The following is a 20,257-nucleotide window of genomic DNA, read 5'->3' as shown; positions in this document are numbered from 1 at the left end:
TGATCACGCCCCTTCGTCGGAGTCGCCGGCTGGCTTGCCCCGGGTGAGCCAGCCGCGCAGGCGTTCCAGCAGGCGGTCGACGTCCACGGGCTTGGGCACGTAGTCGGAGGCGCCGGAGGCGATGCTTTTCTCCCGGTCTCCCTGCATGACCTTAGCGGTAAGCGCGATGATCGGCAGGTCGGCGAACTGGGGCATCCGCCGGATCGCGGACGTGGTGGCCCAGCCGTCCATCTCGGGCATCATGATGTCCATCAGGACCAGCGCGACGTCCTCGTTGCGTTCGAGCTGCTCGATGCCCTCCCGGCCGTTCTCGGCGTAGACCACCGTGGAGCCGTACCGTTCGAGGACGCTGGTCAGGGCGAAGACGTTACGGATGTCGTCGTCCACGATCAGGATCTTGGCGCCGGTCAGCGGATCGTCGCCGCCCTTCCACGCCGGGCCCTCGTTCTGCGGGAAGTGCGAGACCGGCAGCTCCTCCGGCAGCGCTATCTCCGGGAGGTCGTCGGGCTCCTCCAGCACTCCGATGAGCGTCTGGTTGCGCGGCGAGGAGTTCGGCGCGGCCGCCCCGCCGTCGCGCGAGGACAGCGGCCCTCCGTAGGACGGCGGCAGGTAGAGGGTGAAGGTGCTGCCCTGCCCCACCTCGCTGATCACGTGGATCTCGCCGCCGAGCAGGCGGGCGATCTCGCGGCAGATGGACAGGCCCAGGCCCGTTCCGCCGTACTTGCGGCTCGTGGTGCCGTCGGCCTGGCGGAACGCCTCGAAGATGACCTCCAGCTTGTCGGCGGCTATGCCGATGCCGGTGTCCACCACCTCGAAGGCGAGGATGCCGTCGGCGCCGCGCAGGGTGTCGTCCACGAAGGCCACCGCGCGCTGGGCGGGGATCACGCGCAGCCGTACCTCGCCCTTGGGGGTGAACTTGATCGCGTTGGAGAGCAGGTTGCGCAGCACCTGCTGGAGGCGCTGCTCGTCGGTGCGGAGCTCCTGCGGCACCGACGGGTCCACCTCGACGGCGAACGACAGCCCCTTGTCCTGGGCCAGCGGCGCGAAGGTGGCCTCGAAGTAGTCGACGAGCTTGGGCAGGGAGATCTGCTGGGGGTGGATGTCCATCCGCCCGGCCTCGACCTTGGACAGGTCCAGGATGTCGTTGATCAGCTGGAGCAGGGCGGAGCCGGCGCCGTGGATGGTCCTGGCGAACTCCACCTGCTGGACGGTGAGGTTGCCCTCGGCGTTCTCGGTGAGCAGCTTGGCCAGCACGAGCAGGCTGTTCAGCGGAGTGCGCAGCTCGTGGGACATGTTGGCCAGGAACTCGGATTTGTAGCGCGAGGAGACCGCGAGCTGCTCGGCGCGCTCCTCCAACGTACGGCGGGCCTGCTCGATCTGGAAGTTCTGGATCTCGATGGCCCGGTTCTGCTTGGCCAGCAGCGCGGCCTTGTCCTCCAGCTCGGCGTTGGAGCGGCGCAGCTCCTCCTGCTGGCGCTGGAGCTCGTCGGAGCGTTCCTGCAACTCGGTGGTGAGGCGCTGCGACTCGGTCAGCAGGTCCTCGGTCCGGGAGTTGGCGATGATCGTGTTCATCGTGACGCCGATGGTCTCGACGAGCTGGGTCATGAAGTCGTGGTGGACCTCGCCGAACTGGCTGAACGAGGCCAGCTCCACGACGCCCAGGACCTGGGTCTCGAACAGGATCGGCACCACGACGATCTGGGCCGGGACGGAGGAGCTGAGGCCGCTGTCCACCGTGAGGTACTGGGCGGGGACGCTCTCCAGGATGATCCGCTTGCCCTCGAAGGCGGCCTGTCCCACGATCCCCTCGCCGACCGCGAAGCGGTTGCGGATCTTGGAGCCGGGGCGCGCGCCGTACCCGGCGATCATGAAGAGGTCGTGGTCGCCGGTGGGCTCGGCCAGGTAGAAGGCCCCGTAGTGGGCGGAGACCAGCGGGGTCAGCTCGCTCATGATCAGCTTCGCGACCTCCATCAGGTCGCGGTGGCCCTGCATGAGACGGGAGATGCGGGCCAGGTTGGACTTGAGCCAGTCCTGTTCCTGGTTGGCCTTGGTGGTGTCGCGGAGCACGGACACCATCGTGTTGATGTTGTCCTTGAGCTCGCCGATCTCACCCCCGGCGTCGACGGTGATGGAGCGCGTCAGGTCGCCGGTGGCGACCGCGGTGGTGACCTCGGCGATCGCGCGGACCTGGGTGGTGAGGCGGCCCGCCAGCTCGTTGACGTTCTCGGTGAGCCGCTTCCAGATGCCCTCGGCGCCCTCGACGCGGGCCTGGCCTCCCAGCTTGCCCTCGGAGCCGACCTCGCGGGCCACTCGCGTGACCTCGGAGGCGAAGGAGGAGAGCTGGTCGACCATGGTGTTGATGGTGGTCTTGAGCGCGAGGATCTCGCCCTGGGCGTTCACGTCGATCTTGCGGGTCAGGTTGCCGTTGGCGACGGCGGTGGTGACCTCGGCGATGTTGCGCACCTGGTAGGTCAGGTTGTTGGCCATCGAGTTGACGTTGTCGGTGAGGTCCTTCCAGACCCCGGAGACGCCGCGGACGCGGGCCTGGCCGCCGAGCTGGCCCTCGGTGCCGACCTCGCGGGCGACGCGGGTGACCTCGTCGGCGAACATCGACAGCTGGTCGACCATGGTGTTGAGGGTGTCCTTGAGCTGGAGGATCTCCCCCTGGGCGTCCGCGGTGATCTTCTTGGACAGGTTGCCCTGGGCCACCGCCGTGGAGACGGCCGCGATCTGCCGGACCTGGGTGGTCAGGTTGTTGGCCATGACGTTGACGTTGTCGGTGAGGTCCTTCCAGGTGCCGGAGACGCCGCGCACCTGGGCCTGGCCGCCGAGCTGGCCCTCCGACCCGACCTCGCGGGCGACCCGGCTCACCTCCGAGGCGAAGGAGGAGAGCTGGTCGACCATGGTGTTGATGGTGGTCTTGAGCGCGAGGATCTCGCCCTGCGCGTCCACGTCGATCTTGCGGGTCAGGTCGCCGGTGGCGACCGCGGTGGTGACCTCGGCGATGTTGCGCACCTGGTAGGTCAGGTTGTTGGCCATCGAGTTGACGTTGTCGGTGAGGTCCTTCCAGACCCCGGAGACGCCGCGGACGCGGGCCTGGCCGCCGAGCTGGCCCTCGGTGCCGACCTCGCGGGCGACGCGGGTGACCTCGTCGGCGAACATCGACAGCTGGTCGACCATGGTGTTGAGGGTGTCCTTGAGCTGGAGGATCTCCCCCTGGGCGTCCGCGGTGATCTTCTTGGACAGGTCGCCCTGGGCCACCGCCGTGGACACCGCCGCGATGGCGCGGACCTGGGTGGTCAGGTTGCTCGCCATGACGTTGACGTTGTCGGTGAGGTCCTTCCAGACCCCGGAGACGCCGCGCACCTGGGCCTGACCGCCCAGCTCGCCCTCGGTGCCGACCTCGCGGGCGACCCGGGTGACCTCCTCGGCGAACGCCGAGAGCTGGTCGACCATCGTGTTGACGGTGTTCTTCAGCTCGAACATCTCGCCGACCGCGTCGACGGTGACCTTGCGGCTCAGGTCGCCCCTGGCGACCGCCGTGGTGACCAGCGCGATGTCGCGGACCTGGGCGGAGACGCGGCTGGACATGGTGTTCACGGCCTCGGTGAGGTCACGCCAGCTGCCCGACATGCCCCGCACGTTCGCCCGGCCGCCCAGACGGCCCTCGGTGCCCACCTCGCGCGCCACGCGCGTCACCTCGGAGGTGAACAGGGAGAGCTGGTCGACCATGCCGTTGATCGCCTTACCGAGGCGGCGCACCTCGCCCCGTGCCCGGCGGTCGAGGTCGATGCGCCGGGACAGGTCTCCCTTGGCCACCGCGTCGATCACGTCGGCCGCACCGGTGACCGGCCCGACCAGGGCGTCGATCAGCGAGTTCACCGAGTCGACGCTCTCGGCCCAGGAACCCACGCCCGGACCCGCGGTGAGGCGTTCGCTGAACCGGCCTTCCTTCACCACCTCGCGGCGGACCCGGTGCAGCTCGTTGGCCAGGTGCTCACGGCGGTCGGCGACCTCGTTGAGCAGCAGGCGGATCTCACTCAGGATCCCGGGAGGAGCGTGCGGCACCCGGCGGCGGAAGTCACCGTCGCGCCAGGTGATGAGTGTCTGGAGAATCGGCTTCAGATCCGATTCGCTGTAACGTCGCTCCTCGACGTCGGGCACGGTATTGGCCGTGGTCATGAGACCTCCTTGACTCCCGGGGGGCGCAGCCGCGAGTCATCCCAGTCTGTCACGGTGCGGAACCCGCAGTCCCGCCTTCGAATTACCCCATGACGACGTGAAGTGTGGTAGGCACGGAACAGTGACCAAAGCTCCCCGAGCCGTCCTGGCTGCGACGTTCGCCCCAGGAGACACGGCCGTCCCTGCCGCCCGGCGGTTCACCGTGGAGGTGATGACCGCCTGGGCCGCCACGTCCGTGCTGGCCGTGGCCGAGCAGCTGGCGGGTGAGATCGTCGCGCAGGCGGCCCGGGCGCCGTTCGAGGTCGTCTGGAGCCACCTGGAAGACGGCGTCCAGGTCGAGGTCCGCCAGAAGGGCGTCCCCGGAGGCGTTCCCACCGGTCCCACCGTGCTGGTCGACGAGTGGGGCGTCACCTTCTCCGGCGAGCACCACACCCACTGGGCGCGGCTGCCGCTGCCCGGCTCCGCCGAGCGGACCGCCGCCGAGTGGTCCATGGAGGAGCCGAGCCGGGGACCGATCTGGATGGGCTTCCTCGCCGACGCCAGCGACCTGCTGGCCGGCACCCTCGACCCGGACATGGTGCCCGCGATCATCTCCCAGATCGTCGTCCCCCGCCTGGCCGCCTGGTGCGCGGTCTACACCTGGAGCGGCGACGGCGGCCCGCAGCGTCCCGCCTACCTGTGGCACACCGACGAGCGGCGCATCGACGAGCTGCGCGAGGAGCTCGCCACGGCCCAGATCCCGCAGGCGGGCGGCTCCATGCAGCTCGGCGACTCGCAGATGCTCGTCATCCCGCTGCTCGCGCGGGGACGGGCGCTGGGGGTGATGTGCCTGGGACGGCCGGACCGTTTCGCCGAGGACGTCTTCCAGTACGCCGAGGACATCGGCCGCCGCGCGGCCCTCGCGATGGACAACGCCCGGCTCTACGCCACCCAGGCGGCGGCCAACCGGGCGCTGCAGCGCAGCCTGCTGCCCCCCAACGAGCCGGGCGAGATCCCGGGGCTCGATCCCGCCGTGGTCTACGAGCCGGCCGGGGAGACCAACGAGGTCGGCGGTGACTTCTACGACCTGTTCGCGGCCGGGGACGACTCGTGGCGCTTCGCGGTCGGCGACGTCTGCGGCACCGGCCCCGAGGCAGCCGCGGTCACCGGCCTGGCCCGCCACACCCTGCGGCTGCTCGCCAGGGAGGGGTACGGCGTGGCGGCCGTCCTCGACCGTCTCAACCAGGCGATCCTGGACGAGGGGGAGCGGGCCCGCTTCCTGACCCTGCTGCACGGGGAGATCAAGCCCGTGCCCAACGGGCTGGACGTGTGGATGGTCTCCGCCGGCCATCCCGAGGCGCTGCGGCTGCGGCCCACGGGTGTCGTGGAGACGGTGGTGACCTCCCAGTCGCTGCTGGGAGTCTTCCCCGAGGCGACCTTCAAGGCCGAGGTCGTCCACCTCGACCCCGGCGACGTCCTGCTCGCGGTGACCGACGGGGTGACCGAGCGGCGTCAGGGCGGCCGGCTGCTCGACGACAACGGGGGACTGGCCAAGCTGTTCGCCGAGTGCGTGGGCCTGTCGGCGCGGGCGGTCGCCGAGCGGATCCGCCGGGCCGTCCAGGACTTCGCCCCCGAGCCGAGCGCGGACGACATGGCGATCGTGGTCCTGCGCGCCCGGTAGCGGCCCGGCCGGGCCCGGGGCGGCGCGCGGTCGTGGCCTGCGGGTCCGGTGGCGGCCCGGCCCGCCGGGCCCGGGGCGGTGCGGGGTCGGTCGTCCGGCGGCCGGGCTGTCACGCCTCGATTCTGATGTGCTTGCGCGCGAATTCGAGCTGGGCCGACATCTGCGCGATCCGCTCGGAGACGACCAGGGAGCCGTGGCCCGCGTCGTACCGGTAGACCGAGTGCTCGTGGCCGCGCTCGGCGAGCCGGGACACGTAGGTCTCGATCTGCCCGATCGGGCAGCGCGGGTCGTTCTCCCCGGCCAGGATCAGCAGCGGCGCCTCGACCTGGTCGACGTAGGTGATCGGCGAGCAGTTCGCGTAGCGCTCCGGCTGCTCGCCGGGGGAGCCGCCGAGCAGCGCGCGGTGGTAGGCCCGCAGCGCCTCGGTCTCCTCCTCGTAGGTGGCCAGATGGTCGGCGATGGGCACCGTGGCGATGCCCGCCGCCCAGACCTTGGGCTGGGTGCCCAGCCCGAGCAGCGTGAGGTAGCCGCCCCAGGAGGCGCCGGACAGCACGAGCCGCTCCGGGTCGGCGATGCCGCGGTCGACCATGACGTCCCTGACCGCGGCGACGTCGGACAGCTCGATGTGCCCCACCTCCCCGATCAGGGCGTCCCGCCAGGCCGAGCCGTAGCCGGTGGAGCCCCGGTAGTTGACCCGCACGACCGCGAAGCCCAGGTCCACCCACGCGGCCACCTGCGGCACGAAGGAGTCGTCGTCCTGCGAGGTCGGCCCGCCGTGCAGCAGGAAGACCGTCGGGAACGGTCCCGAGCCACGCTCGGGCCGTGACACCAGGGCGTGGATGCGCCCGCCGGGGCCCTCCACGTCCACGTCCTCGACCGGGACGGAAGGCGGCGAGGTCGGGCCGCCGTGGTTCATCACCACGTGGCCGTTGCTCGACCGGATCACCGGCGGGTGGGCGCCGCTGGACCAGGAGTACTCCACCGAGCCGTCGGGGCGGGGCGTGGCGGCGTCGATCACGCCGTGCTGGGTCTCGATCGGGAAGAGCCTGCCGCCCGCCAGGTCGTAACGGTGCAGGTGGGTACGGCCGCGGTTGGCCCGGACGACGAGCAGCGAGCGGCCGTCGCCGTACCAGTCGGCGGTGATCTCGCCGGGGTCGCGCAGCCAGATCTCCCGCTGCTCGTCGCTCTCGGGGTCCCAGACCAGCGGCTCGCGGCGGCCCCTGCGTTCGTGCAGGGCCAGCAGCCGGCGGTCGCCCGGCACGGGCGCGAAACGCAGGCCGAGGACCCCCTTGCCGGGGCCGTCGTGCAGGTCGCCGACGGTGTCGCCGTTCTGCCGGAGCACCCGCAGCGCGGGGTGCCGGGAGTTGCCGTGCTCGCTGTGGCTGATCGCGATCAGCGAGCCGTCCATGGACATGGCGGCCACGGAGGCGGCCTCGGCGTGCTCGTAGACCAGCCGGGCGGACCCGCCAGGCCGCACGACGTGGATCTGGAAGCCCTCGCCGGGCCTGGCGACGCCTATCGCGGCCTCGCCGGTGGCGGACAGCGCGACCCCCGCCGGGTAGCCGGCCGCGAGGTCGATCGGCTCGTCGGGACCGCCCGCGAAGGGCTGGCGCATCCAGCTGCCCCACTCGTCGCCGTCGGTGTCGGAGAACCACCAGATCCACTGGCCGGTGGGGTCGATCGTGCCGTGTGAGGTGCCCTTGGGCCGGGCGGTCGCCTGGCGGGTGGATCCCGCCGCCCGGTCCCAGGCGTAGACCTCCCAGGCGCCGGAGGCGTTGCTGCGGTAGACGGCGCGGGCCGGAGCCTGACGCGCCCACACGGGCAGCGTCACGCGTGGCGCACGGAACCTGGCCTGCCAGCGCTCCTCCGCCTTCATATGGCGCTTCCCTCCGTCAAGGCATTCGCTTCACGCGTCCAGGCGAGGGCTCGCTGGATTGCCGTCCAGTATGTCGCTTCCGCCACCAATTTGCTTAGTTAAAGTGTGGGAATTTCGGACTAAATACCACTTCAGTAACATGCGTCCCGAAGGTAGCTGTCAAGCGCAAGGCTTGATCAGGGGGTGGGTTGAAAGATAGACATACGGAAAGAAGCAGTCACATTGCTTGTTTTCGGTAGTTCTATGATCTTTCTTCGCATATCTTCCGGATCGGTGTGCCAGGCGCTCGGCCCCATCCCCACGACGGCCTCGATCGCCCCGTGTCCCAGCGTCATCCCGAACTCGTGGACGCTCCGCCCGGTCTCCACGAAGTGGCCGCTCAGGCTCTCGGCGACCCTCCGCTCCTTCGACTCGTCCACCGAGAGCAGCCCCAGCCGCTCCACCAGCGGTTCGAGGTGCCGTGAGGTGGGCGTGACCACGACTAGCACGCCGTCGTCCTTGAGCATCCGGGCGAACTCCGCCCCGTTGCGGGGGGCGAACACGTTGAGGACCACGTCGACCGTACCGTCCCCGACGGGCAACGGCCGCCACACGTCGGCCACCACCGCCCCCAGCCGGGGGTGCGCCCGCGCGGCCCGTCTGATCGCGTGCTTGGACACGTCCAGCGCGATCCCGACGGCTCCCGGGAGCCGGTCGAGGGCCCCGGCGAGGTAATGTCCCGTCCCCGCGCCCGCGTCCGCGACCACCCTCGCGCCGGTACGGCAGGCGCCGGCGACCGCCTCCGACAGGGGACCGAAATACCCCGCCCCGAGGAACGCCTCCCTGGCCGCCACCATGGCCGTGCTGTCGGCCGTTCCGGGTGCCTGGGAACCGGTCAGCAGGCTGACATATCCCTGTCTGGCGATGTCGAAGGCGTGGCCCCGGGCGCAGCGCAGGACGCGGTCGCCAAGGTCGAGTCCGGCCCCGCAGACCGGGCAGATGAGGTATTCGACGACGTCAGCCAGCATCCCACCATCATCCCGCTTCCAGCGGGGTCAGCGAGATCTCCGGTGGGGTCAGCGAGATGCAAGGACGTTCCAAGTCGCCGGTCCTATAACTCGGACGTATGAGGAAGAGATCTTTGATCGGCGGGTTGCTGGCGTCCGTGCTCGTGGCGGGTCTGCCGGCGGCCGCCGACGCCGCCGTGAGCCCGGCCGCGAAAGCCACGACCGCCGGCGTGACCGCCCCGGCTGGGGCGAAGCACCACTGGGGGCCGGTGCGATCGGCCGCCGGGCACTCCGGGCACGCCGCGGCGGATGTGTGGATCACGGACTTCGGCGCGGAGACGTTCGCCGTGTCGGGCACGCTCCGCGACCGTGACCCCCATCGTGACCACTGCGCCTACATCCGCGCCAGGTTCCATTACGTCGGCGGCGGCACCGGCTGGGCGCAGCCGCGCTCGACCTGCCGCCCGAGCGGCGCCTTCAGGATGTCCTCCGACGGAGAGATCACCCGGGTGGACGTCAGGGTCTGTGTCCTGGACCGCGGCAGGCGCACGACCTCCTCCTGCCACGTCGACGTCATCCGGGCGGAGGACATCGCCAACTGGCCTCGCTAGCCGGGGCCGCGGATCGCCGGGGAGAGCCGGGCGGGACCGTCCGGCCGGGGAAGGCGGGGGAAGGTGACCGATCGGCCGTCCGGGCCCCGCTCGGGGAGGCGGTCGGCCGTCCGGGCTCGGCCGGGAGATCAGGTGGTCTGCCGGACCTGCTGGAGGAAGGCGGCGTTGGAGGGGGTCTCCCGGAGCCTGTCGGTGAGCAGCTCCAGGGCCTGCTGCTTCTCCAGGCCGCCGAGGGTACGGCGCAGGCGCCAGGTGAGCTGGTGCTCCTGCGGGTCGAGCAGGATCTCCTCGCGGCGGGTGCCGGAGGCGTCGAGGTCGACGGCGGGGTAGAGGCGCTTGTCGGCCAGCGCGCGGCTGAGGCGCAGCTCCATGTTGCCGGTGCCCTTGAACTCCTCGAAGAGGTTGTCGTCCATCCGCGAGCCGGTCTCGACCAGGGCGGTGGCGAGGATCGTCAGCGAGCCGCCGTCGCGCAGGTTGCGCGCGGCGCCGAAGAAGCGGCGCGGGGGGAGCAGGGCCGCGGCGTCGAGGCCGCCGGCGAGGGTGCGCCCGCCGCCGGGGGCGAGGTTGTTGTAGGCGCGGCCCAGGCGGGTCAGGGAGTCGAGCAGGACGACGACGTCGTGCCCGCTCTCGGCGAGGCGCTTGGCGCGCTCGACGGCGAGCTCGGCGAGGGCGGTGTGGTCGCGGTCGGGGCGGTCGAACGTGGACGCGGCGACCTCGCCGTGGATGGACTCGCGCATCTCGGTGACCTCCTCGGGCCGCTCGCCGACGAGCACGACCATGAGGTGGCAGTCCGGGTGGTTGCGCGTGATCGCGGCGGCCAGGTCCTGCAGGACCATGGTCTTGCCCGCCTTCGGCGGGGCGACGATCAGGCCGCGCTGGCCCTTGCCGATCGGCGCGAACAGGTCGATGACCCTGCCGGTCACCGACTCGGTCTCCAGACGGAGCCGCTCGCGCGGGTGGATCGGCGTCATGTCGGCGAAGTCGGGCCTGCTCCGCCAGTCGGTGGAGCCGTTGACGCTCTCCACCCCGGCCAGCATCTCGTACGGCTTGCGCGTGGTGGCGACGACATGGTCACCGGGGCGCAGGCCGTACTGCCTGATCTGGGCGTGGGGCACGCGCACGTCGCCCTCCCCGGGGAGGTAGCCGCGGGTGCGGATGTAGCCCGTCTTGTCGCGGACATCGAGCAGTCCGGCCACGGTCTCGACGTAGGCGTCGCTCTCGCGAGGACGCGGGGGGCGTGCGGCACGGGGCCGCTTTCTGGTGGTGGTTTCGATGGTCATGAGTGACCTTTCACAGGCGAAAGGTCGTGACTGACCTTTCGCGGGGGAGAACCGCATGCCTGAGAAGGCGCGGTAAGAAAAGGTGGGAAATGGAGCGGATCATCGCACGTGGCCTAGCCGACAGTGCGTCACGCCCGCTATCACAGTAGCACCGTCAATCCATATCGGACAGGAGACCGGATGCCACATCAGTCCATAACAGTCGCAGGCGTCGACGTGTTCCCGCTGTGCGACGCCGTGGGGCCGATGGGCGCCTCGATCCGGCGGCCGCTGCCGGAGATGTTCCCCGGAGGCTGCCACGGGGAGTCCGACGAGTGGATCCTGCACTTCCACTGCTACCTGCTCCGTGACGCGGCGGGCAGGACCGTGCTGGTGGACACCGGGATCGGTCCGGAGGACTCGCCGGCGGCGAGCTGGGCGCCGGTTCCCGGAGTGCTCGGGGCCGAGCTCGCGCGGGTGGGGGTGAGCCCCGAGGAGGTGGACGCGGTGGTCATCACGCATCTGCACAGCGACCACGCGAGCGGGGCCGTGATCGGCGGGACGCCCGTGTTCGCCAACGCCCGGCACGTCTTCCAGCGCGCCGAGATCGACGCGGCGGCCGAGGACGTCCTCGGCAACGTCGTCCGGCCGCTGGGCGAGCGGGTGCAGGTGGTGGACGGCCAGGCGGACGTGCTCCCCGGCATCCGGGTGTTCCACACGCCGGGACACACCCCCGGCCACCAGGTCGTCCAGGTGGGCGATCTGGTGCTGACCGGTGACGTGGTGCTGCATCCGGCGCAGCTGGCCGACCCGAAGGTGCCCTACCTCTACGACGACGACCCCGAGCTCGCCACCGCGACGCGGATGGAGCTGCTGGAGCGGGTCAGGGCCGCGCGGGGGATGATCGCCACCGCCCACTTCGCCGAGCCCTTCACCGTGCTCTCTCCCGCGTGACCCCGACGGTCTCCGCGTGAACCTCGACGGTTCCCGCATGACCCCGACGGTGGTCCGGCGCCTCTTCCCCAGCCGCCCGGCTGGGCGGACAGCGGCAGGCGCCGGGCCTCAGCCGCCTGGCTGGGCGGACAGCAGCAGGCGCCGGGCCTTGCCCCGGTAGCGGAGGACCTGGACCGCGCCCAGCGCCCAGATCGGATACTGCACGGCGAAGGCCCAGCGGAACGCGTCCAGGTCGGTCTCCCCGATCAGTTCGAGGGTGATGCCGACCAGAGCGATCACCGACACGGACGCGACGAATCCGCCGCCGTTCACGATGCCGGTGGCCGCGCCGATCCGGGCGGCCGGGTTGAAGGTCCTGGCGTAGTCGAAGCCGATCATCGACCCCGGTCCGTTGGCCGCGAGCACCACCACGAGCAGGACGAGCAGCCAGAGCGGCGCCCGGCCGGGCCAGGCCAGCACGGCGGTCCACGCGGCGGTGGTGGTGCCGATCACGATGAGCACCATCCGGGAGCGGTGGAACGGGAACCGCCCGGCGAGGTAGCCGAGCAGCGGCCCGCACGCCATGCCGCACAGGGTCAGCGTGGACAGCAGCACACCCGCCGTGGACGGGTCGAGCCCCTGTCCCTGGACCAGGAACGGATAGCCCCACAGCAGCAGGAAGGCGGCCGCCGAGCACTGGGTGGCCGCGTGGGTCCACATGCCCAGGCGGGTGCCGGGCTCGGCCCAGGCGGCCTTCAGGCTGGGGGGACCGTCCGTCCGCGCCGGGCGGGCGTCGCGCAGCACCGTGAGCAGCAGGATCACCGACAGCACGCCCAGGCCGGCGGCGCCCATGAAGGTGGGCGTCCAGCCGTACGTGTGGAGGGAGTGGATCAGGGGCACCGCCGAGGCGATCGCGCCGAGCTGCCCGATCAGGCCGGTGAGCTGGACCATCACCGGGTTGCGGTGGGCGGGGAAGTGGAGGTTGACCAGCCGGATCACGCTGATGAACGTCATCGCGTCACCGCAGCCGATCAGCGCCCGGCCCACGACTCCGGGGAGCAGCCCCTCCGACAGCGCGAAGACCAGCTCGCCGCAGGCCATCACGGCGGCGCCGGCGACCAGCATGCGCTTGGACCCGATCCGGTCGACGAGGACTCCGACGGGCACCTGCATGGCCGCGTAGACCAGGATCTGCAGCATCGCGAGGGTGGAGAGCCCGGCCGCGCCGATGTCGAGCCTCGCGGCGGCCTCGATGCTGGAGACGCCGAGGGACTGGCGGTGGAAGATCGCGATGACGTAGGCCAGTACACCCGTGGCCCAGAACATCACTGCCGTGGACCGTGGTGTCATGGGCTAAATATTACTTTTAGGGGTTTTAAAGGATGTGTTGGGGTGGTCATGGGGTCCGGCGGCGGGTACATTCCCCGGCCCCCTGAGGGACATGGCGGTCCCCCCGCGCTCAGTGGTGGGGATAGCGTATGAGCAGGCTGGCGTGGACGTCCTGGGCGCCGATCGCGGAGTAGATGTGCGGGACGTCCGAGCGCCACGTGAGATGTTCTCCCGCCGCGGCCCGGAGCGGCGCGTCCTGCGGGCCGGCGCTCAGCACCCCGGCGAAGACCGTGAGGTGCTCGGTGACACCCTCGTGGTGGGCCGGGGAGACCTGTGTGGCCCCGGCCGGGATCGTCAGCCGGTAGAGCTCGTAGGTGACGCCCTCATCCTCGAAGACCTGGAGCAGCACGCCCTCGACGGCGGTGCCCTGGATGGTGGGGCCGGCGCCCAGGGCCAGCGTCAGAGGCACGCCGAGCTGGGCGGTGACCGCCCAGAGCGTCTCCAGGGTGGGGTTGCGGGTGCCGTTCTCCAGCCCGGAGAGCGTGGCCTTGCCGACACCCGCGCGCCGGGCGAGTTCGGAGAGCGAGATGCCGCGCTCCTCCCTTAATTTGCGGATTCGCTGCCCTACGTCCGGTGTTCCGATGTCCTGGGCGGGACGGGGGCTTTGTGTACCGGAGTCCATGAGGCTATCGTGCAGCACGGCGCCCGTTCCGTTTACGGAACGGGCGTCGGCGCGCGGGACGGGCGCGGTGAGTCACGGATGGTCCGGGCCGATCGAAGGCTGCCGGGGAAGCGCGGAAAGGACGGCAGGGATGGCACGCCTTCTTCAGCCCATGCTGGCAGGGGTGGTGACCGCGCTGGTCGGTTTCGCCAGCTCCTTCGCCGTGGTTCTGGCCGGGCTCCGGGCGGTGGGCGCCGACCAGGACCAGGCGACGTCCGGCCTGCTCGCGCTCTGCCTGGCCAACGGCGTGGTGGCGATCTGGCTGGGCCTGCGGCAGCGCGTGCCGATCACCATCGCCTGGTCCACGCCCGGAGCGGCGCTGCTGGTCGCGACCGGCGCCGTGGAGGGCGGCTTCCCCGCCGCGGTCGGCGCGTTCGTGGTCTCCGGCCTGCTCATCACCGCCGCGGGGCTCTTCCCCCCGCTGGGACGCTGGATCGCGGCCATCCCCACCCCGATCGCCGGCGCCATGCTCGCCGGAGTCCTGCTCAACCTGTGCGTCGCGCCGGTCCGGGCCCTCGGCGAGGTGCCGCTGATGGCCGGTCCCGCCGTGCTCACGTGGGCGCTGCTGAGCCGCTCCGCGGCCAAGTGGGCGATCCCGGGAGCCCTGCTGGTCGCCGTCGTGGCCATCGCGCTGACCGGGCCCGGCCTGGGAACGGTGGACGTGCGCCCGGTGGTCGAGCTGACCGCCCCGTCTTGGAGCGCCGCGGCCATGATCAGTATCGCGTTCCCGCTGTTCCTGGTCACCATGGCCTCCCAGAACGTGCCGGGCATGGCGGTCCTCGCCAGGTACGGCTACCGCCCCCCGCTGCGCGGCATCCTCCTCGGCACCGGCCTGGCCAGCACCCTCGGTGCGCCTCTGGGCGGGCACGCGGTGAACCTGGCGGCCATCACCGCGGCGCTGACCGCCGGCCCGGACGCCGACCCCGATCCGGGCCGCAGGTGGATCGCCTCGGTCACCGCCGGGGCCTCGATGATCGTCCTCGGCGTCGGCTCCGGTCTGGCCACCGCGCTCGTCCTGCTCTCCCCGCCGGTGCTCATCGAGGCCGTCGCGGGTCTCGCCCTGATCGGCGCGCTCGCCTCGGCGATCACCGCCGCCGTGGCCGAGCCGCAGGGCCGGGAGGCGGCGGTGGTCACGTTCGTGGTGACCGCGTCGGGGCTGACCCTGCTGGGGGTGGGCGCGGCGTTCTGGGGACTGGTCGCGGGAGGGGCGATGACGTTCCTGCACCGCAGGAGGAAGGCCCCGCAGACCGCACCTGGGGAGACCGCGTCCGGAGAGGTCGCGCCCGAGGAGGGGGCGGCCGGCGAAGGGGCCCGGATCAGCCGGCTGTGATCGGCACGAGGTCCGGCCGGGCGAGCCGGGCGATGGCGCCCATGCCGTACCCGATGCCGATCGTCGAGCGGACCGGCCGGTGGGGAGAAGATCATCGTGGCCGGAAGCCTCCGCCGGTACGGCACGCGTGCCGTACCGGCGGAGGCGTGGGGCGGGGCGGGTTACCGGCCGTCTCCCGGGCGGCCGTGGCGACCGGCGACGAGCTGGTCGGTGCTGTGCTGACGGGGCACCTCGACCCGGGAGTGGGGCGCCGTCGTCTCGCCGCGGTCGTCGACGCCGTCGCGGTCACGGTCGACCTGCGGGCGGGCCGTCGTCTCGCTGCGGTCGTCGACGCCGTCGCGGTCACGGTCGACGACGGGGGCCGCCGGGGTCGTCTCCAGCTTGCGCTCAAGCTCCCGCTTCTCCTCCTCCAGGCGGGCGACGCGGTCGCGCGCCTCCATCCGGGAGCTGCGGAGCTTGCGGCGGTGCGTGGCGGAGCGGCGCATGCCGCTGAACATGACCGCCAGCCCGAGCAGGAACAGCGCCCCGGTGACGGCGCCGGCGAAGAAGAACTCCAGCTGGGAGAGCTGAATCGTCTGGTCGAAGACCGTGAAAGACGCGGGGGTGGTGGCTGTGGCGGCCTCGTCCCAGGAGACCGCGACCACGGCCGCGCCCGCGAGTATGATCAGGAGGAGTCCCAGCACTATCATGTGACCTCATCTCGGGCTGCGTCTGTTGGCGTAACCGCTGCTGCCCCGCAACCGCCGGATTATTCACCGGCCGCGGGCGGTCGGCGGAAAACGTGGCGGAGATCGCTCAGCCCCACGGGCCTCGGGCTACTGTGGCGGACATGGACCGCACTCGCCTTTACCGCAACGGCGTCCTGAAGGCCGAGGGTTTCCCCATCGACGACGTCTCCGATCACATCGGAGACCCGTCCGTCGTGGTGTGGTTCGACCTGTGCTCGCCCTCGTCCGCGGATCTGGGGAAGATCAGCGAGGAGCTCGGCCTGCACCGGCTCGCCGTCGAGGACGCCCTCCACAGTGACCAGCGTCCCAAGCTGGACACCTACGACAGCCACCTGTTCATCACCGTCTACGGTGCCAAGCTGGTGGGCAAGCGCCTCGAACTCACCGAGATATCGATCTTCGTCACCAAGAACGCCCTGGTCACCGTCAGGGAGAGCCCGAACTTCGACATCGACGCGGTGATCAGGCGCTGGGACGCCAACGCCGAGATGGCCAGGTACGGCGTGCCGTACCTGCTGCACGGCCTGCTCGACTACGTGGTGGACGGCTACTTCGACGTGCTGCAGGTGATCGACGACAAGGTCGAGGCGCTGGAGGACGACCTCTTCGAGGACAACGACGCCGACCGGTTGCACATCCAGCGTCAGACCTACGAGATGCGCAAGAGCCTGGTGCGGTTCCGGCGGCTGGCGGTGCCGATGCGCGAGGTCGTGGGCAGCCTGCTCCGCAAGGGCGTGGAGATGCTCGATCCCGCGCTGACCCCTTACTACCAGGACCTCTACGACCACACGCTGCGTGCCGCCGGGTGGACCGACTCCCTGCGGGAGCTGGTGGGCAACGTCCGCGAGGCCCACATCAACCAGCAGGGGTTCAGGCTCAACGACATCATGAAGAAGATCACGAGCTGGGCGGCCATCATCGCGGTGCCCACGATGATCACCGGATTCTACGGCCAGAACGTGCCGTATCCCGGCTTCAGCCAGCCGCTCGGCTTCTGGACCTCCACCGCCGCCATCCTCGTGGCCTCCTCCATCCTCTATCTGATCTTCAAGAAGAAGGGCTGGCTCTAGCCGGCCGCCGGAGGTTTCCCGTCCGGGTGACGGGGGTGTGAACGACGGGTCACAGCGATCGATGTTAAACCAAGGGAATTGCGGGGATCAGTTATGTCTTGGCCCGTAATCCTTTGTGGAGGCATGGGTGAGCACGCGGGGGGTGGTCACTGTCGTTCTGGGCGCCGCGGTGATGTTCTCACTGGTGAGCCCGGCGGACAGCAGGGCGAGAGCCGCTCCTGAGAGCCGGGCCAGAGCCGCCCCGCTGGACAATCCGCGCGGCACCCGGCCGGGCCTGGCCCCGGTCCGGTCGGCGCGTGACAGGATCGCGGCGCTCAGGCTGATCAAGAGGCTGCGGGTCAGGGGGATGGGGCCGAAGACCGGCTACACGCGGGCCCGGTACGGGGCCAACTGGGCGGACACGGCGAGAGGCGTGCCGTACGCGCGCAACGGCTGCGGCACCCGCAACGACCTGCTCGCCCGGGACGGCGAGCAGGTGAGATACCGCCGTGGGTCGGACTGCGTCGTCATCGCGATGAGTCTGCGCGACCCCTACACCGGCAGGACGATCCGCTGGCGCAAGCAGCGGGCGGACCAGGTCCAGGTCGACCACGTGGTCCCGCTGTCCTACGGGTGGCGGATGGGCGTCTCACGCTGGCCGATGGCCAAGCGGATGCGGATCGCCAACGACCCGCTCAACCTGATCCCCGTGTACGGCGACGCCAACCAGGCCAAGGGCGGCTCGGGCCCGGCCTCGTGGCTCCCGCCGCTGCGCCGGATCCGCTGCGCCTATGTCGTGCGCTTCGCCCAGGTCTCCCTGAAGTACGGCCTGCCGGTCACCAGGGCCGACAAGGCCGTCATGCTCGCCCAGTGCCGTTAGGCCGTGTCCGGCCGCCGGGCACTCGCGAGCACCTGGCCGGCCCCGTCCGGGAGGCTCCCGGGCCGTTCCCGGCCGTAAGCGCCGGAGCGGTGCCTGACGGGAACGCGGGACCGGTCCCGCTCGCAGGCGCCTGGCCGGTCCCGCTCAGAAGCGCCGGAGCAGCGCCTGCTTGGCGACGGTGAACTCCTCCTCGGTGAGCACGCCGTCCCGGTGCAGGTCGCCGAGCTCGCGCAGGCGGCGCAGGAGCGCGTCCGGGTCGTCGTCGCCACCGGCGGGGGCGGCGGGGGCCGCCGGTGCGGGGGCGTCGAGGGCGGGCTGCGGCTCCGCGGCGCCGGAGGGGTGCGGCAGCCGGGCGAGGACGGCGGCGACGAACAGCGCGGCCGTCCGGGTCTCCTTCTCCAGGCCCCACAGGAGCAGGCAGTGCGGGTCGTGCTTGGGGGCCAGCTTGTGCATCGAGCCCCTGATGGTGAATCGGAGGTGCCCGTTCTCCAGACCGGCGGACGGGATCCACTCCACGCCGACCAGGTCCTTCAGCGGGAACCGCTGGGAGCCCGCCGACCTCTTGGCCCCTTCGACCGCCCAGTTCCACTCGATGCGGAACGACTCGCCGTCGAACGTCGCGGTGCCGTCGCCTCCCGCCACGGCCAGCGGCACCCCGGGGCCGGGCATCAGGTAGCGGTCGCTGGGCCCGTCGGGCACCTGCTCGATCACCAGGGCGTTGCGCACCTCGTCGACGAAGTACTCGGCGACGCCGGTGCGGCCGGCGTCGACGGCCAGCTGGTAGGGGTCGGCCGAGTCGGAGATCCGCCCGCGCGAGGCCTGGGTGAACGGGTCGGCGCCCTCCCGCAGCCGCAGCCGCAGCCGCCCGCCCTTCTTGCCGGGCTCATAGGCGATGCCGGCCACCGCGGCCAGCGGGACCGCCACCTCGCCCAGGAGCTGCCGCAGCTTGTTCACACCTCGATCGCGGCTGGGCACGATCCGCAGGATCTCGCCGTCGAACGTCCATGTCCCGTCCCTAACCATGACCTCCGCCATACCCGGATCTTACGGCGGTGGCCACGGCCGGGCAGGCTTCGCGGACATGCCGGGCGGGCTTCCGGGACATGCGGTCCGGCCGTGGGCCGGTTTCCGGTCGCGCCCGGAGGTCTTCTATTCTTCAAAGGCCATCCGCGACGACGTCCACCCGCGATCTGCAGGCGAAGGAAACCCCGTGAGCTTTTCGGCCCTGAACCTCGACGAGCTGACCGCGCAGCGCGATCGCGCCCTGCGCGACTACGACGCGCTCGTCCAGCGAGGCCTCTCCCTCGACCTCACCCGGGGCAAGCCGTCGGGCAGGCAGCTCGACCTGGCCTCCGCCCTGCTGACCCTTCCCGGCGGGCACACCGCCGCGGACGGCACCGACTGCCGTAACTACGGGGGGCTGCAGGGCCTCCCCGAGATCCGGGAGATGTTCGGCGGCCTGCTGCAGGTGCCCGCCGGTCAGCTGATCGCCGCGGGCAACTCCAGCCTCTCGCTGATGCACGACTCCATCGTTCACGCCCTGCTCGGCCGGGTGCCCGGCGCCGAGCGCCGGTGGGTGGAGGAGCCGCGGATCGCGTTCCTGTGCCCGGTCCCCGGCTACGACCGCCACTTCGCCCTGTGCGAGCGGTTCGGCATCGAGCTCATCCCCGTGCCGATGACCGCCGAGGGCCCCGACATGGACGTCGTGGAGCGGCTCGTGCTCGAAGACCCCCAGGTCAAGGGGATCTGGTGCGTGCCGAAGTACAGCAACCCCAGCGGTGTCTCCTACAGCGACGAGACGGTGCGCCGCCTGGCGGCCATGCCCGCCGCCGCGCCGGACTTCCGGATCTTCTGGGACAACGCCTACGCCGTGCACCACCTCACGGACACGCCGGTGGAGATCGCCGACCTGCTGGCGCTGTGCGGGGAGAACGGCAACCCCGACCGCGCCTTCGTCTTCGGCTCCACCTCGAAGATCACCTTCAGTGGCGGCGGCGTCGCCTTCTTCGGCTCGTCCCCGGCCAACGTGGCCTGGCTGCTCGGGCACATGGCCAAGGGGACCATCGGCCCCGACAAGATCAACCAGCTCCGCCACGTGGAGTTCCTCCGCGACGAGGACGGCGTCCTGGAGCACATGCGCCGCCACCGGGAGCTGATCCGGCCGAAGTTCGACGCGGTGGACCTGATCCTCACCAAGGAACTGGGCGGCACCGGCCTGGCGTCCTGGTCCAACCCCGCGGGCGGCTACTTCATCGGTCTCGACGTGCTGGAGGGCTGCGCGCGCCAGGTGGTGAGCCGGGCCGCGGAGGCGGGCATCGCGCTGACCCCCGCGGGCGCCACCCACCCGTACGGCGACGACCCCCGTGACAGCACCATCCGCATCGCGCCCACCTACCCGGAGCTGGACGAGGTGGAGCTCGCCATCGCCGGTCTGACCGTATGCGTGCGTCTCGTCGGGACCGAGAAGCTGCTGGAGCAGGCCCGATAGTCACGCGGCCGGGCCGCCGCCGTCCCCGGCGGCGGCTCGGACCCGGCTCGGACCCGGCTCGGATCGGGCTCGGACCCGGCTCGGACCCGGCCGAAGTGGCCCAGTCGATCCGCTGGATTTTGGCTCTTATGGAGGGGCCGGCCCGCTTCCTAGGGTGTGAGCTGCACAGCGGGGTGTGAGCCGTACGGCGCTCACGGCGGGCGAGGAGCGGGACGCGGTGACGGC

Annotated in this window: 15 protein-coding genes; 7 read left to right on the top strand and 8 right to left on the bottom strand. The window is 71.2% G+C overall.

What is annotated here, in order from left to right:
* Nucleotides 1-3: 3 nt before the first annotated feature.
* Nucleotides 4-4,182 (bottom strand): HAMP domain-containing protein, encoded by a 4,179-nt coding sequence (locus tag BM085_RS23110; protein ID WP_093889025.1) that lies wholly within the window; start codon nucleotides 4,180-4,182, stop codon nucleotides 4-6.
* A gap of 121 nt (nucleotides 4,183-4,303) precedes the next feature.
* Here BM085_RS23110 and BM085_RS23105 point away from each other — a divergent pair, with 121 nt between their 5' ends.
* Entirely contained in the window at nucleotides 4,304-5,842 is a 1,539-nt protein-coding gene (locus tag BM085_RS23105) for a PP2C family protein-serine/threonine phosphatase (protein WP_245789588.1), read from the top strand.
* Between the two features lie 109 nt (nucleotides 5,843-5,951).
* On the opposite strand, the gene BM085_RS23100 is transcribed toward BM085_RS23105, so the two are convergent.
* Both BM085_RS23100 and BM085_RS23095 read right to left on the bottom strand, forming a co-directional pair.
* Complete coding sequence (locus BM085_RS23100; protein ID WP_093889024.1) at nucleotides 5,952-7,718, bottom strand: S9 family peptidase; 1,767 nt, start codon at nucleotides 7,716-7,718, stop codon at nucleotides 5,952-5,954.
* Nucleotides 7,719-7,894: 176 nt separating this feature from the next.
* Complete coding sequence (locus tag BM085_RS23095) at nucleotides 7,895-8,725, bottom strand: putative RNA methyltransferase (protein ID WP_093889023.1); 831 nt, start codon at nucleotides 8,723-8,725, stop codon at nucleotides 7,895-7,897.
* A 98-nt stretch (nucleotides 8,726-8,823) separates the two neighbouring features.
* On the opposite strand from BM085_RS23095, the gene BM085_RS23090 reads away from it, so the two are divergent.
* Nucleotides 8,824-9,315, top strand: a complete 492-nt coding sequence (locus BM085_RS23090; RefSeq protein WP_143121032.1) for a hypothetical protein — start codon at nucleotides 8,824-8,826, stop codon at nucleotides 9,313-9,315.
* Between the two features lie 128 nt (nucleotides 9,316-9,443).
* On the opposite strand, the gene rho is transcribed toward BM085_RS23090, so the two are convergent.
* Nucleotides 9,444-10,595: a transcription termination factor Rho gene (rho, locus tag BM085_RS23085; RefSeq protein WP_093889021.1), complete on the bottom strand. Its 1,152-nt coding sequence runs from the start codon at nucleotides 10,593-10,595 to the stop codon at nucleotides 9,444-9,446.
* Between the two features lie 180 nt (nucleotides 10,596-10,775).
* On the opposite strand from rho, the gene BM085_RS23080 reads away from it, so the two are divergent.
* Nucleotides 10,776-11,528: an MBL fold metallo-hydrolase gene (locus tag BM085_RS23080; protein WP_245789586.1), complete on the top strand. Its 753-nt coding sequence runs from the start codon at nucleotides 10,776-10,778 to the stop codon at nucleotides 11,526-11,528.
* A 108-nt stretch (nucleotides 11,529-11,636) separates the two neighbouring features.
* Here BM085_RS23080 and BM085_RS23075 read toward each other — a convergent pair whose 3' ends face one another.
* On the bottom strand, nucleotides 11,637-12,857 hold the full coding sequence (locus BM085_RS23075) for an MFS transporter (RefSeq protein WP_245789584.1): 1,221 nt from the start codon (nucleotides 12,855-12,857) through the stop codon (nucleotides 11,637-11,639).
* A gap of 109 nt (nucleotides 12,858-12,966) precedes the next feature.
* Nucleotides 12,967-13,518: a helix-turn-helix domain-containing protein gene (locus tag BM085_RS23070; RefSeq protein WP_093889019.1), complete on the bottom strand. Its 552-nt coding sequence runs from the start codon at nucleotides 13,516-13,518 to the stop codon at nucleotides 12,967-12,969.
* A 130-nt stretch (nucleotides 13,519-13,648) separates the two neighbouring features.
* Between BM085_RS23070 and BM085_RS23065 the strand changes: the two genes are divergently transcribed.
* Nucleotides 13,649-14,887 (top strand): benzoate/H(+) symporter BenE family transporter, encoded by a 1,239-nt coding sequence (locus BM085_RS23065; RefSeq protein WP_093889018.1) that lies wholly within the window; start codon nucleotides 13,649-13,651, stop codon nucleotides 14,885-14,887.
* A gap of 161 nt (nucleotides 14,888-15,048) precedes the next feature.
* On the opposite strand, the gene BM085_RS23060 is transcribed toward BM085_RS23065, so the two are convergent.
* Nucleotides 15,049-15,576, bottom strand: a complete 528-nt coding sequence (locus BM085_RS23060; protein ID WP_093889017.1) for a hypothetical protein — start codon at nucleotides 15,574-15,576, stop codon at nucleotides 15,049-15,051.
* A 140-nt stretch (nucleotides 15,577-15,716) separates the two neighbouring features.
* On the opposite strand from BM085_RS23060, the gene BM085_RS23055 reads away from it, so the two are divergent.
* Complete coding sequence (locus BM085_RS23055) at nucleotides 15,717-16,685, top strand: magnesium transporter CorA family protein (RefSeq protein ID WP_093889125.1); 969 nt, start codon at nucleotides 15,717-15,719, stop codon at nucleotides 16,683-16,685.
* Nucleotides 16,686-16,812: 127 nt separating this feature from the next.
* Nucleotides 16,813-17,544: an HNH endonuclease family protein gene (locus BM085_RS23050; protein WP_093889016.1), complete on the top strand. Its 732-nt coding sequence runs from the start codon at nucleotides 16,813-16,815 to the stop codon at nucleotides 17,542-17,544.
* Nucleotides 17,545-17,688: 144 nt separating this feature from the next.
* On the opposite strand, the gene BM085_RS23045 is transcribed toward BM085_RS23050, so the two are convergent.
* Nucleotides 17,689-18,579: a DUF4429 domain-containing protein gene (locus BM085_RS23045; protein WP_177245226.1), complete on the bottom strand. Its 891-nt coding sequence runs from the start codon at nucleotides 18,577-18,579 to the stop codon at nucleotides 17,689-17,691.
* Between the two features lie 175 nt (nucleotides 18,580-18,754).
* On the opposite strand from BM085_RS23045, the gene BM085_RS23040 reads away from it, so the two are divergent.
* On the top strand, nucleotides 18,755-20,032 hold the full coding sequence (locus BM085_RS23040) for an aspartate aminotransferase type Ic (RefSeq protein WP_177245225.1): 1,278 nt from the start codon (nucleotides 18,755-18,757) through the stop codon (nucleotides 20,030-20,032).
* The last annotated feature ends 225 nt before the right edge of the window (nucleotides 20,033-20,257 follow it).

Origin of the sequence: Streptosporangium canum (genome assembly GCF_900113865.1) — a bacterium.
Lineage (GTDB): Bacteria > Actinomycetota > Actinomycetes > Streptosporangiales > Streptosporangiaceae > Streptosporangium > Streptosporangium canum.
This window is presented reverse-complemented; position numbering and strand designations above follow the sequence as displayed.